The organism is Mesorhizobium sp. C120A (genome assembly GCF_030323105.1).
Lineage (GTDB): Bacteria > Pseudomonadota > Alphaproteobacteria > Rhizobiales > Rhizobiaceae > Mesorhizobium.
Window position 1 is genome coordinate 6,329,749 of the sequence record NZ_CP100476.1, and the last position, 17,526, is coordinate 6,347,274.

At 56.6% G+C, this 17,526-nt stretch carries 11 protein-coding genes and 1 pseudogene; 3 read left to right on the forward strand and 9 right to left on the reverse strand.

Features of this window, described 5'->3' with window-relative positions; all coding sequences use genetic code 11:
* Positions 1 to 68: 68 nt before the first annotated feature.
* Positions 69 to 5,657, reverse strand: a complete 5,589-nt coding sequence (locus tag NL532_RS30690; RefSeq protein WP_031203475.1) for a DUF3320 domain-containing protein — start codon at positions 5,655 to 5,657, stop codon at positions 69 to 71.
* A gap of 476 nt (positions 5,658 to 6,133) precedes the next feature.
* Here NL532_RS30690 and NL532_RS30695 point away from each other — a divergent pair, with 476 nt between their 5' ends.
* Complete coding sequence (locus NL532_RS30695) at positions 6,134 to 7,021, forward strand: thermonuclease family protein (protein ID WP_081731062.1); 888 nt, start codon at positions 6,134 to 6,136, stop codon at positions 7,019 to 7,021.
* A gap of 40 nt (positions 7,022 to 7,061) precedes the next feature.
* Here NL532_RS30695 and NL532_RS30700 read toward each other — a convergent pair whose 3' ends face one another.
* The 6 genes and pseudogenes from NL532_RS30700 to NL532_RS30725 all read right to left on the reverse strand — a co-directional run.
* Positions 7,062 to 8,201 (reverse strand): DUF4236 domain-containing protein, encoded by a 1,140-nt coding sequence (locus NL532_RS30700; RefSeq protein ID WP_023829762.1) that lies wholly within the window; start codon positions 8,199 to 8,201, stop codon positions 7,062 to 7,064.
* Positions 8,202 to 8,260: 59 nt separating this feature from the next.
* Complete coding sequence (locus NL532_RS30705; RefSeq protein ID WP_031198374.1) at positions 8,261 to 9,301, reverse strand: OmpA family protein; 1,041 nt, start codon at positions 9,299 to 9,301, stop codon at positions 8,261 to 8,263.
* Entirely contained in the window at positions 9,298 to 10,611 is a 1,314-nt protein-coding gene (locus tag NL532_RS30710; RefSeq protein WP_023829763.1) for a membrane protein, read from the reverse strand. The genes NL532_RS30705 and NL532_RS30710 overlap by 4 nt, the downstream gene beginning before the upstream one ends.
* Complete coding sequence (locus NL532_RS30715; RefSeq protein WP_023829764.1) at positions 10,611 to 11,429, reverse strand: hypothetical protein; 819 nt, start codon at positions 11,427 to 11,429, stop codon at positions 10,611 to 10,613. The genes NL532_RS30710 and NL532_RS30715 overlap by 1 nt, the downstream gene beginning before the upstream one ends.
* Positions 11,422 to 12,855, reverse strand: a complete 1,434-nt coding sequence (locus NL532_RS30720; RefSeq protein ID WP_023829765.1) for a hypothetical protein — start codon at positions 12,853 to 12,855, stop codon at positions 11,422 to 11,424. The genes NL532_RS30715 and NL532_RS30720 overlap by 8 nt, the downstream gene beginning before the upstream one ends.
* Positions 12,856 to 13,139: 284 nt before the next feature.
* Positions 13,140 to 13,619, reverse strand: a pseudogene (locus NL532_RS30725) (transposase); the annotation flags it as partial.
* A gap of 90 nt (positions 13,620 to 13,709) precedes the next feature.
* Here NL532_RS30725 and NL532_RS30730 point away from each other — a divergent pair.
* Both NL532_RS30730 and NL532_RS30735 read left to right on the forward strand, forming a co-directional pair.
* A complete protein-coding gene (locus NL532_RS30730; RefSeq protein WP_245270363.1) occupies positions 13,710 to 13,913 on the forward strand; it encodes a DUF6471 domain-containing protein in 204 nt (67 codons plus the stop codon).
* A gap of 288 nt (positions 13,914 to 14,201) precedes the next feature.
* Complete coding sequence (locus tag NL532_RS30735) at positions 14,202 to 14,795, forward strand: hypothetical protein (RefSeq protein ID WP_155923866.1); 594 nt, start codon at positions 14,202 to 14,204, stop codon at positions 14,793 to 14,795.
* A 374-nt stretch (positions 14,796 to 15,169) separates the two neighbouring features.
* On the opposite strand, the gene NL532_RS30740 is transcribed toward NL532_RS30735, so the two are convergent.
* The gene (locus NL532_RS30740; protein ID WP_031203477.1) at positions 15,170 to 15,667 is read right to left on the reverse strand and encodes a hypothetical protein; all 498 of its coding nucleotides are present in this window, start codon (positions 15,665 to 15,667) and stop codon (positions 15,170 to 15,172) included.
* A gap of 938 nt (positions 15,668 to 16,605) precedes the next feature.
* The gene (locus tag NL532_RS30745; protein ID WP_023687343.1) at positions 16,606 to 17,217 is read right to left on the reverse strand and encodes a nitrogen fixation protein NifQ; all 612 of its coding nucleotides are present in this window, start codon (positions 17,215 to 17,217) and stop codon (positions 16,606 to 16,608) included.
* Between the last annotated feature and the right edge of the window lie 309 nt (positions 17,218 to 17,526).

The following is a 17,526-nucleotide window of genomic DNA, read 5'->3' on the forward strand; positions in this document are numbered from 1 at the left end:
GCCTCCGCCAGCAAAAGAGGTGTTCCGAGCTTCAACAGAGATTGCAACGAGGGCTCTACAATGCCCGGTCACACTTCAGCTAATGCCTCGCTCGCGGACTCGCCGGCCACCAACAAACCGTCTTGGGGCCGCAGCAAGCCTTTGGCAATCAAATCGGCGACCCCAGCTGAAATCAACTGCCGCAATTGTGCACTTGTGGCTTTGAAGCCCAGCATTCTCGCAACGGTTATTGCGATTTCTTCCTCCGTCGCACCGAGGTTGGATTTCACGACTTCCATGGCGCCTTGGGCGACTTCGTCCTGCGCAATCATTTCGGGCTTGCGCAATCCAGCGGACACGACGCCGCTGCGATCCCTGAGACGAACAGGAGCACCTGGCTTGAAGCAGAAGCTGCCTCGACGGGCTACTGCACCACCTCTCTGCGCTAGGCCTACCCCTCGCTCGATTGCATCCTGAATCCTGCCACCGGCCCGCTGCAGACCCCACGCGCCCCGAATACGCGAAACTATTTCGTCGACATGGATTGGTGTTTCTATAGCCACCACCTGCTCGACCAGTCCGGCCATGATTCCGCTGGGCGTCTCGTGGAGTTCGAACGATCCCGGTCGGTTTAGTTCGGCCTCTTCGTAGGCTCGATTGGGTATCTCGGATCCCTTTGTGCTTTCGAGACCGAGTTCCGTCACGTTGCCTCTGTCGACCGTAACAACCTGCACGGCTACAGCACGATTTCTCTGGACCCCCAATTCGGCCCGCTCATCGAGCTCTTTTCTCGCAGCCTCAATCGCTAATATGGTTCGCTCCAGCTGCTCGCGTGGCCTCTGAAACCAGTCAGCGTTCCAGATGCGATGGATTATCCAACCATGGTCTTCCAGAACAGACTGCCGTAGCCGGTCTCGATCTCGGGCCGAGCGCGATGAATGATATTCTGCGCCATCACATTCGATGCCAAGAATATAGCGGCCTGGCCTCTCCGGATCAGCAACCGCGAGATCGATGAAGAAGCCTGCAATGCCAACCTGAGCATGAACCTGGTAACCCTTTCCGATCAGCGCGTTGGCTACCTGCTCTTCAAAGATTGAATCCATTTCGCGAACCGTGGCCTGGGCAAGCGAAATTCGCCCTGTTCTCGCGTAGTGCAAGAAGAGCTTGAAGGCGAAGATGCCTTTCCCTTTGCCACGCTCCAGGTCTATGTCCTCGTCTGTGATGGACGCGAATACTTCGCAGCTGCGCTTGGCGCGGCTTATGAGGACGTTGAGCCGACGCTCGCCGCCTTCCGCACCAAGAGGGCCGAAACGCATGGCCATGTACCCCTGCGCATTCTTGGCATACCCCACTGAGATCATGATCACGTCGCGCTCATCGCCTTGAACATTTTCAAGGCTCTTGACGAAGAATGGCTCGCTGGGGTGCGCGTGAAAGAACTCCTCCGTATCGGGATTTAGTCGCCGCAGCCCTTCGAGTTCATCCTGGATCGCGCGGCGTTGGCTAACCGAAAATGTTGCAACGCCTAGAGTCTCTCGCGGGTTCACCTTCGCATGACGGATGATCGCTTCGGCTACTGCTCTCGCCTCTACCGGATTGGTTCCTGTGCCACCGGAATCGAAGACCCCCTCTGGCACATGATGAAACCGCAACCCCATGCCTGCCTCTTGAGTATAGGGGCTTGGCACGATGAAAAGCCGGTTCTCGTAGAACTGGCTGTTCGATACGGCGATCAGAGATTGGTGACGGCTACGGTAGTGCCAGCGGAGCATACGCTGCGGCAAGCCGCGGGCCGTGAACAGGCCGAGGATGCTTTCGATGTCGGCGACCTGCGCGCCCTCACCCTCGTCATCTTCAGACTGCGAGCCTGTCACCTTGGCGAAGAATGTCGTGGGTGGCAGTTGGCGTTCGTCGCCAACAACGACCACCTGATTGGCCCTGGCGATCGAGCCGAGCGCGTCCACAGGCTGTATCTGAGACGCCTCGTCCATCACAAGAAGATCGAAGGACATCCTGCCGGGCGACAGGAATTGGGCCACCGAAAGCGGGCTCATCATGAACACTGGCTTGAGTGCCTGGATGGCAGGCCCTGCCTTCTGCATCAACTGCCGGATAGGCATGTGGCCCCGTCTGCGCGCCATCTCAGAACGAAGCAATCCGACTGGTCCAGCTCCGCCGTCTCTTGAAGGAATTTTTCGGTGATGAGCCGTCACAACTTCGATGGCACCGGCCTTGATCCTCTGTCGGTCCAGATCCGCGAAGTCACGTACAGCCCTGGAATGCAATTCCCCGTCGAACCTTGCCAGCTCCGGCTCATCGGTCGCCATCGCTAGAAACATTCGTTCGTAGTAGGCCATATCGAAGACTGATCGCGCCGATCCTGTTGTAATCTGGCCGTCGGCCAGGCCGTCTATCAACTGTCCCAGTCCAGCCTTTCGGGCTGTTTCGGATCGCTCTCCATAGGCAACCCATTTTGAGAGCTGTTCCTGATGATCAAGCCACCCCTCCAGTCGAGAAACAACCTCGACTATCGCGACGTCTGGAAAATCGTCTACTCCAAACAAGGAGGGAGCATCGGCTTTCAAATCCCCTGCAAGCGCCTTCAATTCCCGCGCTGCCGCTTGGGCCGCTTCACGCGCTGAACGCGCCAAGTTTGCGATCTCTTTTCTTTCAGGCAACCGCGCAGCCAAATGCCGGATTGAGCCATTTTCTCTCAGCCAAAGTTCGGCTTGCGCGAGAGCGGCCCAATCGGATCCTCGACCGAGCCACGACGAGCCGAATGCGAGGTTGCCAAGGCTTTCCCCGTCCTCGATCTCTTGATCAAGCGCTTGTAGTCTGCCTAGTCGGCGTAGTATCTCCACCCGCTCACTGATCAGATCTGGAACGTCAGTCAGAACCTGTCGTGACGCGTCATCGGCTTGAGCTACAGTGCTTGCCTTCGCTTCCATCATTTGCAGCGAGGCCCGCTCGGCGGAAGCCACGTCACCTTGCAGGGATGACGCAAGGTGGCCTAAATCGTTCCAAAACCCCTCGATAATCGGCTGACCGATGTCGATCACCTTACGAACTCGGACCGCACGCGCGCCCGCTTCAGAGCGCTCCGCCATCCGCCCTGCTATAATTCGCGGTTCCGAGCCAAGTCCCCTCAGCGTGCGCATCCACTCCACTAAGGCCTGGAGTGGTGCCGAAGACGATCTCTCACCGCGCCAATCGGCTCCGAAGGCGGAACCGCCAAAGGCGTCGCCTTCGCGCACTTTTGCTGCGGCCGCCTGGCCCTTCATTAGAATGTCGAGGAGACCCACTATCTCCGCCGCAGGCGCGCTAGGGGCCACCAAAATAGTCCGCACAAGTGCAGTGGCACGACGGTAATCGCCATTCAATGCTTTCAATATTCCCGTGTGCTCGGCGAGCGCTTGCCGCGCCGCGGCCACGTTGGTACTCCAAGCGGCATCAACAACTTTGCCCTGAAGCTCGGCTCTAGCAGTCTCTAGCTTTGCTACGCTGTCGGCAAGGTCACCAGCCTGTTCCAGCCCGGAGTCCCAAACTGTGGCTGCGAATGCCTCAGGGCTCGCATCGGGGGCTGCCGCAACTCTCTCGCCGGTCATCACTAACCTGAGGAGTCCTGCAAGCGTGTCCGGTAAAACCGTAGACCCCAGTTCTTGATTTAGCCGCTCAGCTTCTTCTCTTAAGCGTGGGAGCAACACGGTTAGCTGGCGCGCACGAACGAAACCATCTTTCGGAAAGTCTGAAGGAAGCTTAGCAAGCTCTGTCTCGAGACCTTCAATTGGCGTGTCGATAGCCGTCGCCACCAACTGCTCCGACAGTTCCTCGGATTTGCGGTTGAAATCTGTTCCTGTCCAGAGAAGCGATGCAATGTCCTTTGGACGCTCATCCCAAACCGGCGAGACTAGCGCCTCGGCAGGAAGTCCAGGTGCGGACGCGAGAAGCTCAGCGCGATCTTCTACCTCGCCGCTGTCGCTGAGGATTTGCGGAGGCTTCGCCTCGATCCGCTCAGCAATATCGGCCAGTTTGGCGTGCAGAGCCTTTGCTTGATCCAGCGACGACGCAATGCGTGGGACGAGCCTCTCAATGGTCGTTGGTAGGACGACATCCAGGCCAACTCCCCGCCATGGGTGGTGGATCGGCAAGCCGATCTCGTTGATCCGCTGAGACACGTCATCGAGAAGTTTGCGACGTTGCGAGACACCGTCATTCGTCCAAGCGGTGGCATCCTCAAGTTCAATATCAACTGTCTTTTGCCCGTTCTGCCTTAGTCGGGTTAGCTGGCCAAGAACCTGGTATGGAGTGAGTTCGGACGTTCCAAATGGAACATGCATCCTTGTAGCATGTGCATTGAGTTTATCCCTAGCCTCCAGCAGGCGTTCAGTAAGGGAAGAAGCAAGCTGTCCGCGAGGCGATCCGAGTTGCCAGGTGCGCCGCAACTCCTCCAGCATCATGCGCTTGTTTGCCTTGTTGCTATGGAGCTCAAGGCAGGCGTCCCCCACCCCCGCAGTGTCAAGCCGTCGCTTTACGACCTCAAGTGCGGCCATTTTTTCCGCAACGAACAACACGGTCTTTCCATCGGCAACGGCCGACCCGATAATGTTTGCGATCGTCTGCGATTTTCCTGTCCCGGGAGGACCTTGGATAACGAGGTCGCGACCCTTTCTTGCATCATGGATCGCCAGCGTCTGAGAACTGTCACTGTCGACGATATGCAACATTTCGGCAGGCGCGATATGCGGATCAATCGCAATGTCGTCCGACATCAGCGGTTCGCGTGTTTCGAAACCATCTGAAAGAAGCGAGCGGATCTTCGGTTGTTCGATAATCTTTGCGCCATCCGGCCAGAGATCCGGATCCAGGTCACGGTACATCAAGAACTTAGCGAACGAGAAGAAGCCGAGCACCATATCATCGGCAAGAACCTGCCAACCCTCTTTGGTCGACACTGCTTCGGCAACGGCTTCGAGATAGGCCGAGACGTCGAAGTCGTCTCCTACTTCAAAACGCGGCAGGGCGAGCTTGTGAATGCGGTCGAGATAGAGTTCCAAGGAGAGGTTTGCGGTAAGATCTTCCGTACGAGCTCGCAGCCGAAACTTTTCTCCAGCGGCCCCTCGCTCCAGCCGTACCGGGACCAAAATGAGAGGAGCCTGACGGATGTTTTCTTTGTTGCTCGGGTCAATCCACTTCAGCATGCCAAGGGCCAGAAAGAGGATATTGACGCCCTGCTCTTCCTCAAGTGTGCGGGCATCGTGGTAGAGATCAAGGAGCCGGCGCTGCAGCCCCGTTGGGGTCATCCTCGTCTGAAGCTTGGTGTCAGAATGTCGCGCAGATACCCCTCTGTCGTCGAATCCTTCGTCCTCAGGCTGAGCAAGAGCAACGGGGGAATAGTCGATTTCCTCGTCTGGAGGGCTGCTTTCAACCTGGCCTGCCTTCGGCCGATCCGGCTTGCCGGCCAGGAAGGTAAAAGCCTTTCCTTCGCTCACCAGCAATCGATAGATCTCAGACGACCTCTCGTCGACAATATCGATCGTCTTCGCGCTCTTTGAAAACCGTGGCACATTCAAAAGTCGGTTGCGAGCAGAAAGGTCGAGCAATTCCATCCTGGCTCGCTCGAGCTTTTCCTTTAAAGGCAGATCGCTTTGGAAGACCGATTTTTCAACTTCCGACACTCACACCCCCCTGATAGGCTGGACACATAGAGCCTAGACAAGGGCAGTCCGCAACATAAAATGCTGGTTTTTCAACCTCGAATCGCTGCCACCAACACTTCAATCGTTTAGTATTGTGAGCACTGCGGCTTGGTGGAAAAATTGCGGATGTTTGTTTAATGTTCCGGACACTTCGCATCCCCACCTTGATCTCGAGGTTCCCTTTCAGACAAAATGCCATCATACGTGTGGACGAGGTGTTGGCAGCTCTGGCATCCGCCTCGCCGGCCACGACCAACTGGCGCACAAGCCGACTTCTTTTTGAATCGGCCTCCTAATTTCATTCCGAGAAAACTTGTAGGCTCCAGCGCGGAAAGATGGTCGTGTTTACGGAAAAGGTAACTACAAAGTCGTGACTTCGGGCTGATCTGCGAAGGCACCATGGTGTTCAAAGCGCCGAACTACAAGGCAAACCAGCGCCAGCGAAAAAGGCGCCTATGAATGGTGCAGAGGCACGTTACAAATCATGCAGCTTGCGTTTCGCAAAGGATCGGAAATTGAATAACAATCGCTATTCTCATCGTCGCCGCGCGCGACCAAGGCGCGGCGCTGAACCAATCGTCCGCAGACGTTTCTCTCCAGATGTGCGCTTGCCTCTGATCCTGGTGATCGTGGTGGCCTTGGCTGCTTACGCGACCCACTATTTTACAGGCTCGGGTGACCAGTTACGTGGTCTCGATATAGCAAACTCGGCCGGGTCGAGACGGGCGCCGATAGTAGGCATAGCATCGGTGATTGATGGAGACACGATAGAGATCCACGGGCAGCGCGTCCGCTTCAACGGCATCGATGCACCCGAAAGCCGCCAATACTGCAATGACGCTAGCGCACATCAATACCCCTGCGGGCGCCGGGCGGCCGAAGCATTGGCGAATTTCCTTGCGGCTTCGCAGCCTGTCCAATGCACATTTGTTTCATGGGATCGGTACCGTCGCTTCGTCGGTGATTGTCGGCGCGCGGACGGTGTCAGCGCCGCGTCCTGGATGGTCGAACATGGCCAAGCCTTGGACTGGCCCCGCTATAGCCACGGCGCCTATGCGCAACAGCAAACTAATGCTGAAACCGCAAAGGTTGGAATCTGGATTGGGACGTTTGACAACCCTTGGGATTGGCGCGAACAACATGCCGAATCTGCGAGCCCAACCAAAAGCCCCCTTGGGCTTGTCAGCCGTCGCCAAGTAGCACAGAGCTACTCATGCCAACCTCGCCGCTTGTGCACGCAGATTTCATCTTGCGAAGAAGCACGTTGGTATCTCGCCAACTGCTCATGGGGGAGCAAGTTGGATCGAGATAGCGACGGGATTCCGTGCGAAGGCGTTTGCTGACCTGGGCTCACGCTTTGAGCCCATCCCCAACCATCACTCCCTAGTGTGCGCATATGAATTGGCGGTCGGAGCTTCGATGCAATTGCGCGAGTGCCGATAGAGCCTGGCAAAAGGGCTGGCTGACGTTTGTCTTGGAAAATTCCACCAGCTCGTTAAGTCCGGACGGGCTAGAAAACCGCAACGCTTCGTAGCGGCATACAGGGATCTGCCGATTGTCTTTGAAGCGCTTGTCAGGCCCGCCGTTTTTGTTTGGGTGAGCCCAGGTGTAGCTCACGATCTCCGCATCAGATGGAACTTTGCCGGTCTCGATAAAATTACTCGGGGCGAATTGGGTCTGCAGATCGGCATATCCGACTGCGCCGTATCGGTTTCCGTCCTTCACCAGCACTAGGTCAGGCATGAAGAAGAGCACCTGCCGACCCACATGGATTGAAGGAGGAGTAACGTTGCTGCGTACAACCTTCGGCAAGGAGCTTGTAAGGGTCGTGGGCTTTTTGTCGACCAGCATGCTGGCCCCGGCATTTCGCTTCCAAGCAGTCAGATCCTCTATCTTGCCGCCGGCAGCGACATGCCATCTCCCTGCGCAGCCGGTGAGAGTTTCGAACGCGCCGACAAGTCGCCCGTAGGCGGCCTCCGCGTCTTTTTCCAGATCGTAATAGAGCACGCTCACCCGGCGGTAACTGTCAAACCATTTGCCAATGAGCATACCCGGCACAAAGGCACCGATGCCCAGCACCGGTGCGGCACCTCCGAGCTTGGTCCCCACAAGGAAACCTGCAATCCCGAACAAAACCGCGAGTGCTACGGACAGCCGCGTCTGCGATTGCCTGGCATTGATTTCATCGAGCACATTGGCGAATGTCTCGTCACGCATTTCCACCACATCGCGGGACTCGATTTCTCTCATCACGACGCCGTCAGAGACGTATTCCGGGCGCGAGGATTGTGGACGGGGTTGCGGCGCAGATGGGGTCTGAGAGAGCTGAACTACCTTCTTCGCGCTGGCCTTGCCTAAAGTGCCACGATAGTAGAGCCCACCCACGCCGGCGTGGATGTAGTGACCTCTTGGCCCAGTGCCGATGCGGAGGCCCTTCACGCCAACGGAAGCGCCAACCCCACCGGACGAAAAGTTAAAGCGGAATGGTCCCGCACTGATCGATTTTCGAACGTAAAACCCCATAGCCCAATCCCCCCAACTCAACTGCCGTACCGACTAAGGCGCCAGTCTCTCGTCCCCATTCATGGCTTGGCGCCACCAACCGGCGCCAATTTTGATCGCTGCCTCACCCTAATCTCGATGCGCCTTCGAGCCCGTACATCGCCAATCTGCGCTCCGTCGGTGAGATGATCGCCGGGCAGGATGAGCTGACCACCAGACATCGGCAAAATCGTAAACCCCTTTAATGCGGGCATGTCACTGAGCACACTTGTAACTGAAATCGCGCGGGCCAGCCCAAGACCGGCATTGTCGGCGGGATGGAGTGAGCCGATTTCCACTTTCCCTGACAGGACCGGTTGGAGCCCCTTGTCCATGTTGGAGGATTCGCCCGCCATTGCCTGTTCGTCCGTGTGTCCAATTACCTCAATCACGTCGACACCGTACGAGGTCGCAGTCCCGGCGATGGTCTTCGCAAGATCGCGCAACTTTGTTTTGAAGGCATTCGAAAGCTCTGCGCTTCCGGTATCGAAATTATAGCCATCCAGTTCGCTGAGACTGATGATCGGCGGCCAATCGTGAGGTTTTGCTGCTTGCGTCGGCTCTGCAGCCTCCTTGAGCACATCAGCCAGATCCTGCAGCCCTTTGTCGGTGCCGGCGTAACCAAATTCTCTCAAGACCTTCGCCGCATCTATCATGGCCTTGGTCTGATCAATGCTTATGTCGTTGTCCGCAAGGACTTTCGCGACAGGGGCATTTCGCACGACCTCCTCCAGAGAAATACCTGCTTCCTTGACCGACTTAACAGCATCCTTGGCCAGGACCAGCTCGCGCCATTGTTCGTCGGGAACGGTTCCTCCCCTCGTGGGCTGAAACACCGCTTTTATCTGAGCCAGAAGCCGCTTGTTCTCGGCTTCGAGCCTCTGCACGTTTTCCTTGTTTGATTGAGTGGCTCGCAGTGCCTCATCGGTCTCTTTCTGCTTTTTCGTGATGATAGCACCGGCTGCTAGCAACAGGCAGAACACCAAAAGCAGCATCGTCTCGGCCATGGTCAGGCCCAGTATCAAACCGCGGCCAAAACCCTTGCGCTCGAAGGCGACCGAAGTCCCGCCAGCGTCACTCACCTGCCCCACCAACTGGTTCGCTTAGGCGGTTCCGTTCGTTCGGCGGGAGGCTCGCTTCCCAGAGTTTGGAAAGCGTCTGGTTGGGGCTCAGGCTCGACCCGAATTGGTGCGCTCTCGACGGTGTCATTTGCGGCCAGATCTGCCAGTGGCTGTTCAATCGCGATAGGAGCGTTGAGAGGGGGAACATGCCTCGGCGCGTGAAGGGTTCTTCCTGCCAAGGTTGCGACAAGGTCTCCGGTGTCCTTGCTTTGCTTTTGCACCACTGCGGCAAGCGCCTGGGTCAAGCGTTGTTGCGCTTGGACGCTCTCCGCTGTTTGCTCTGCGGCTGCCACAGCCTTTTCCACACCTGCGGCCACTTTAGCCACAGCATCAACGATGCCCGCCATGCGGGCTTCTTGTTCCTGCGAAGCCGTCTCTGTTTTGACAGCATACTGAGCGACCGCGCTGCCAAGAAGTTTCACCATCGGCGCCAGATCGTTCTTAAGGACCTCATCAGGGACGACAACCTTCTCCAACTTGGTGGCTACGCTTTCGGCCTGTTCACCCAGTCTGCCAACTGAAGAGGACATTGAGCTGTTGGCTTTGTCGAGCAGATCGGCTGCCGCCTCGACGCGCTGTGCGATCGACGAGAACTGACTTTCGATCTGCCCAAAATTGTGGCTCAAAGCATTGCTGAGCTTTCCCGAGGCCTCTTGAACTGGTCTGATCGATTCCATCGCGATTTTATCCAGGGCCGATCTTATGTGCTCTCCGTTCCGCTCCGCTTGAACGGCGATTTCGGCAAAACCCTCCTCCAACATCTGATTGCTTACGCGGCGAAAGTCAGCGAATTCCCTGGTTACACTTTCCATCTCGGCTCTTACACGCCGCGTCATATCCGCGAGTTCGTGCCTGACCGTCCGTTCGATGTCGGCAGGATCGCGGCGCATCTGATTGTAAAAGATCCGCAAAGCAATGCCCGTGATCGTCGACGTCACCGCGATACCAAAGTTCCTCACGATTGTGTCGGTGGATCCTTCGGAACCAAACTGAAACAGCGATACGCCGAGACTCGTCAACGTAAACAGGAAACCCATGTAGTAGAGATTGTCGCCTGTTTGCTCATCGTGGAGCCGTAGCTTGCCGGTGAAGACGGACGCGGCAAGATAGATGAGCATCAGGCACACCGGTGCGCTCGCCGCCATTATAGGGTCTACGCCCGACAGCTTGGCTATTGCGATGAACACGCAGCCACCCAGGGTTAGCGTCGCAAAGACGAAAAGGGGCAGGCTCGGATGTCCTAAGAACGACTCCCCTCGCTTCTTGGCCATTAGTTTAACCCCTCCAACCCTACCAGCTTCTCAAAATCACCATGATGGCTTTGAACCCACCGGGTCCAGAACTCTGCATGTTCGAAAGAGCCAAATGGCTTCTTCGCCCTATCGACGTAGAGTATCGTAAACCCGACGCCATCGAGCGATGTCCCGTAAGTCCTGTCAGCCGCGCTATCAAGGTACTTCTGATAATCGAGACCCGAACGATATTGTGAGTACAGCGCCGTATGTTCGATCATATCTGACGCGACTATTATTCGCTTAGCGGTCTTCTCTTTCGCCAAACTGCTATCGAATAGCGACAGTTTGATTTTCTGAATTCCGGCCATGATCGGAGATTGGCTCGCGGATTCTCCATTGGGAATCTGGTCGGGAAGGTTCGTCAAAGGGTCCTCGAACGCATCTTCCCATTTCTTCTGCCGCCGAGACGGATTGTTCGTCCAGCTGTCGACCGTCGAGCCGTCGCCCGGATTGCATCCATCAAACATCACAGTCAGGTCGCCGGGCCTCGCGCCCAGCGTCAATATCTTGAGATAGCCGCCAGCCTCGACGCGCCCAATGGTCTTGCGGAATTCATTCTTCAGATCCGCCATGGTTATCGGCGAAATCGGGTCGGTGGCGTCGATCAAGACCGCTGTCAGGCTCACAGGTCCGTTCAGTGGGCAATTCGTGCTGATGTCGATTTGGTCCTTCCCGGATCTCGACCACATCCAAACAAAACCGGCCAGCATCACAGCCGACAGCACGGCCAATCCGGCTGCTGCGACAATTGTGCCGCCACTGCCTTTCTTTCTTCTGCGACCCCGCCTAGCCATTCACGCTATCCGGATGAAGCTTGTCGAGATCTCGGTACTGTTCGATCCCGCGCTCGCATTCCAGCCCGATGAGCCGCACCTGAGCGTTGAGTTCTTCCTGCGCGTCACGAATTGAGGCGCCCAGGTCCTTCTCGCTCCATTCATCGTCGGACGATATCAGGGGTTTTATGCGCTCAAGTTTGTAGGGTGTGGCAAAATGTTTTGGCGCTGGCTCTGTGCGGGCCTGGAAATTGGCCTCCCTGTACTTTGAGAGAAGCTGGTTGCAGGCTCGCTCCAGCTGGTCTTGATGCTGCGCAAAGAGCGTCAGCAGCCTCGACCGATGGTCGATGATCGCTCGATGCTCCCTGCGTCTGCTCCCCAGCCGCTTGACGATGTCCTCCACCTTCTCGTTGTGCTCATCGCGCACCTCTTGCAGAGCCTCGATGAGCTCGCTCTTGCGCTCGATGTAGTCTTCCCGGCGAGCCACCAATCTGTTTTCGACACCCGCATAGCCCGGGTATGGGTCGAGAACGAACCAGCCGTCGATAAACGCAAAGATCGAAAACATGAGACCAATGCCGAACAGAAGCCAGGATTTCACGTCCATAAGGCCAGCCGGATTGGCGAGCATGCTGCGCACGACCTCGACGCCGGCTCCGTCCACAAAGGACCCGCTAACCTCGCGGTAATGCGCAAGCGCTAGGTTTATGGTCAATGCCAAGCCGATATAGGCCACTATCGACAGCGCGCCGATCAACTTCACAAAAAGCGATCTGTGAGTCACCAGGCGTGCACAGAATATTGCGAACAGCAGAGCGGCGCCGATGTTCAAAAACGAGAAAGCGGCGGCTTCGAGGAGCCCGCCAAAGAATCCCTGTTCATTTCCCTTTGCGAGGAAATTTCCGTTCATCGCCGTTTCAATGAGGAACAGGAAGATTAGCAGGGACACTCGGAAACCATGGGCCGCTCCGTGTTGAACCCTCACAGCCCGGACAAGCCCGTGCTTCTGTTTGAACCAGTCGTGTTCTTTCTCCGCATCGTTGAGCGATTTGCGCAATCCGTGAAGTTCGTCCAGGCCCACCGCGATCGAGGCCTTGAAATCGGAAACACTGGCGGCGTTCGCCTGACGGATCAGACCAAACTGCTCTTCAAAGTCGAGGCCAGCCAATCGGCCGGAGAGTAGCTGTAGGCTGTCTTCGAGTGTGTGATGTGCGGCCTTCTTTTCGTCCTCGACCCTCTCGATAACTGTGTGCTCTATATCGTCGAAATTCTTGGCCGTTTTCGGGGGCTGGTTAGCCTCGCCTCGCTGCGTTCCACGACCTTCAAGATCCATTTCGCGATCAATTTTCGCGACATCCAAGCTATTGAACAATTGGGTGCTGGCGCGGAAATCGTGATTTGCCTCTAGTAGAGACTCCCGCAGTTTATTTAGCTTTTCGAATTTTATTCCCACAGCACCGCACCCATTTTTGTACCTCTGCCCGCACAAATGGCTTCTATGCACAGTAGAAGCAAAGGGCAACTGCGTCTTCGCAACTTTGCGGTCCACTGCTCACGAGACGATCGTCTGATGTAAAAATGACAACGATAGCTGCCGTGGCAAGCGGACTTGGGCCAATGAATAGGCCAGGCAGCATACTCTTCTCCGCCGGGCTTTGTGGCGAAGGAACTGAAGATCACGCCAATGAGCTGCTAAAAATCGACTCCAGAGGCGTTCGCGCAGTAGCAGAAGCGCGCGCCCTCGGCGCGCACCACGCCACCAAAGTAAGCGCCGTCAATCTCGACCTCGCCTTCAAGGGTTTCGTTCTTGGTTTCAGCCGACAGGCTTCGCGCAGCTTGTGAGCCAGCACAAAGGCGGTCTTGTACTGCACGTCCAGATCGCGAGAGAACTGGACCGCCGACATGCCCTTCGCGCCGTTAACAAACAGGCAGATCGCGGCGAGCAGATCGACAAACGACAGCTTGCGCCAAGGCGAAGATCGTGCCCTCGTAACCGAGAACTGCGCCCCCGCAAGCGGCGCACTTGAACTTGCGACGGGTCGGAATGTCGTAATGATCCAGGCACCCGCATTTCCCGCAAACAGGCTCGCCTTGAGTCGAAGCCCAGCGAAGGCGCTTGAACGCGTCGTAAGCCTTTTCCTCGCCACCCTTGTAAATCTCTTTCAGAGAAAGGGAGCGGCTTTCGGCGGAAAGGAGGAAGTGTGGGGCTATTGTCATCATATCCGGTTATATGCGGGGCTTGTATCGCCAAATACAGGGGCCTGTACCACCGACTGTGATGATATTTTTTGAGGCGAGGCTATGGCAGGCAAGGACGACCCGCAGACCGTCGAATACGAGACGAAAGCCAAGAACCTTTTGAAGTCAGAGTTGAAGCGGAAGGGCGTTACCTATGCCCAACTCGCCGAAAAATTGGCGACTATGGACATTCACGAAACCGAGCTTAATTTGAACAACAAAATAAGCCGGGGGGCTTTAGCGCTGCGTTCTTACTGCAATGCTTAGACGCTATCGGGGCATCCTCATTGCGGCTTTCGGAGTAGTTTTACTCGGGGCGGCCTTACCGCCAGACGAGCGCAAGAGCACTCAGCCCCAACATTCCGAACAGCATCAAGAGACCATAGGCAACCCTGTTGCGGCAAGCCTCCGCCAGTCCAACAGGCAAATGAACCCCCAAGTTACACTAACCCATGCCAAGCAGGTCACGATGATCGCAGTTCCGATCTGTGTGCCCAGTGGAACGCTGCCGACGCTGCCCAACAGTCGGCGAACTGGACCACCATTGGCGCTATCGTGGGTGCTTTCACGCTCGCCGCTGCTATGGCCGCTGCTTACTACGCCAAAGAGGCTGCTAGGCACACCCAGCGCAGCGCCGACATTGCCGAAAAGGCTTTGCTCGATATCGAGCGCCCGTATTTGTTCGTCACCGCCACCAAACCGTTGGTGGGGGTGACGCACGATTGGGCTGACAAGCCCGACAACAAAAGACCAATTCCGGAAGCGGCATACTCGATCAAGAATTTCGGACGCACTCCTGCCATCATAAACGAGATTCGGGCGAGCCTCCGGCTTTGCAACTTGCCGCCAACTCCGCATTACCATCCCGGAGAAATCAATGACGTTGAACGGGTGCTCGGGGCAGACGATGCTCTTAGCCCTGCAGCTTTTGATCGCGGCGGCCCTATCACAAACAATGTGCTGAATGAGCTTTTCCTGTCCGATACTCACATAGGGGCGGGTTCCCTTCCATATGTATCTGTATGGCGAGATCACTTATACGAGCGTCAACGGGATCACCGACCAATTCGGATTTATCTACCGCTACTCGCCTCCCGGCAATACGTTCCATTTGCAGGACATTCCCGGCTACACCTACCGCCACCGTGACGTGAAGAAACATAAGCAAAACGATGACTTATCGGCCTAGACTTGCTCCGAACGCGTAAAAGCGGCCTCGGGCGGTTGCAAGATCGCTACAATGTTTATTTTTGATATCCGCTCGGTAAGGCGCTTTTCGCTTAAGCAACTAGGCGTTCTCACATTTTTTGTTCAAGAACAAGGCGTTACACAACTTTCCTACGAGGCGAAAGCGCCTTAAGTGTCAACGTTTACATACGCGAAAGTGCCTAAACATCCTGCCTGCTGCGGATGGAAAAACGCTGACTGTAAAAGCCCGCCAACCTTTCGGCGGGCGGGCTTCCACTGCCGGAACTGGAGAGTGTCATGTCGACAGCCCCGACAGGTCGGAAAGGGGTCGCTGGTTAGCGGCGCGAGATCAGCAAGCAGAGCCGGCGCAGCTCACGATCATAGGTATCTTCGTTGCTAAGCACTTCGACGCAGCGCTTCTTCATCCGAGTGACCTGGGCGTTCGACATATCGCCGACAACGCTAGCCAGATTCGGGTTGCTCGAAGCGGTCGGGTTGCTGGGGTTGGCGGCTGGATTGGTTCCAACGCCGACATTTACGTCGGTACCGACCCCGGTGACGACACCGACATTGGCGCGGCCGGTGCCGATGGAAGCAGTCGCTCCGCCAGTGCCGCCGACGGAGGCTGCGGCATTTGCCCCAGAACCGCCTAGGGATACGCTAGCCGTAGCGCCGCTGTTGCCGCCCACATTAGCGCTGGCGCCTCCGCTGCCGACGGATACCCCGCCGACGCCTCCGACATCAATTCCAGCTGCAGTCGCTGGCATGCAAAGAATTACGAGAACACATCCGGCAGTCAGACTGCCCGTAAGAATTTCAAAAATTCTTGCCATAGTACGCCTCCTTGTTGCCCTGCAAAGGATGGGACATTTTTTGGGACCTACGGACCCCATAGTGACGCACTAGAGTTGAAAAACAACTTAACGGCCCGCGAAAGATTCGTTCTTGGATCATTACTTGGTAATTCTCAGGAGTCAGATATAATAAAATTTTACTTTGGCTCCTACGTGATTTTTCCATTTGTCAGATAATATCATTCCCTAAGCACTCCAGGTGCGGTGCAACAATGTTCAGGGATGACCGTCCGGCGATCAGTAAGCGGCTACTACCGCCGATCGGACATACAACGCTATATTAGCACCTTTTGACGAACCCGACCGGCGGGCCGAGCCAGAATCCCGTCAGCGCAAAACCTGCAAAATCGCTTCCGATGCTCACCATTGACTAGCACGGAGGAAGTTCTGAGCGCCAAACACGGTGACCATCAACCTACGGCCGCTGGTAACTGTCGACGTCGAGCATTTCGCCTGGTTGAAAGCTATGTGGCGCCGAAGCGGAAGAAAACACTGCAGACCCCGTTTCCTAAAATCGTATCAGTTATAAAGGAGCAAACACGCCAGAAGTGAGATGACGCTGCCTAGCAGTTGGTCTGCCGTCAGGCCGGAAAAATAGACGAGATCGAACGCCAGTACAGCCATCGCTCTAGCCACTCATGAATTGGAAAACCTAACGAGCTGGTCACCAAGTCCGGCCTGCTCAAGATCGCGCAACGTGTCCTTCAACTCCTTGCGCTTGTAGCGATTGATGATGCCGGCTTAGGTTGTGGCGGCATCTAACAAACATTCGACTCGCGCCTGCCATGACGACGACCTGCCGAAGCGAGCATCGCGAGCGCACAGTATTCAAATCCCCCAAGGCGTCCGTCGAGTTTTGACAACAGACAGATGGCGCGGCGCGAGCTCTGACGCTGTACGACTGACGCAAGCGGCTCTCAATCCTGGGCGTTGTCCTTGGTCCGTGTGAGGCGGCTTTCGCCTTCCTCCGGGCCGAAGCAGCTTTCGAAATCATTGCAGTCCCGGCAACTGGGGGAGCTGCACAGCGAAAAGCCTTCGGCCTCGCAGAGCTTTCGGTAAAAGTATTTTTTCCATTTCATGTTTTGGGTGTTGCCGGCCGCCAGCGTCGGAAAATGCGAGGCGAGCAGGCGGCCGAGGTCGCTTCGACTAAAAAGGCCAAGGTCTTGCCAGAGGTGGTCATTGCGCATGGCACGCCGGGCGATGATCTTGGCGAAGCGGGCGCTTGCCTTGTCGTCGGGCCGGGCATGCGCCAGCAGCAGTCCGCGCAGAAGTTCTTCTTCCAGATCCGGCTCAGGCTCGCTCCCCTCTTCCAAGGCAAACGCGTTGATAGGAAAAGCAGGGAAACAGCGGGACAGGACATCGCGCAACTCGGCGCGCGAAAGTCCGGTTGCCTCCGTCGCCGTCGCCTCGCCGGCCTCGATCTCCTCGAGCGCACGTGAAAGCACACAGGCAAGCACATGCTGGTCGAACCTTCTCTCCAGCTGCGGCCATTGGCCGGTGCTGAGCCGGGCATAATGTTGGGCAAATATGGTGCGTTCTCCTGGTTTCGCCCTATCAAACTATGCAGAGACCCGGCCTGCCGCAACATGGGTCGGGCAGTTCTTCGGTACGGCACTCCGGGTCGCCTCGCGTCGAGTAGTTCGGCAATTCTCGTCTGGTCCATCGGCTCTGGCGCAGAATTCTGTGATTCGAAGAGGTTCGCGAACCCCGGCCCTGCCGTTTGCGCCTCACGGGGAACACTGGCGCCGGAATTTGCCCCGCAGAGTTGGACGTGAACCGTGCGGGACAGAGGTCGCGTGCTGAGTGCGGCCACATGGTTCAAGCCGCCAGACTCACGG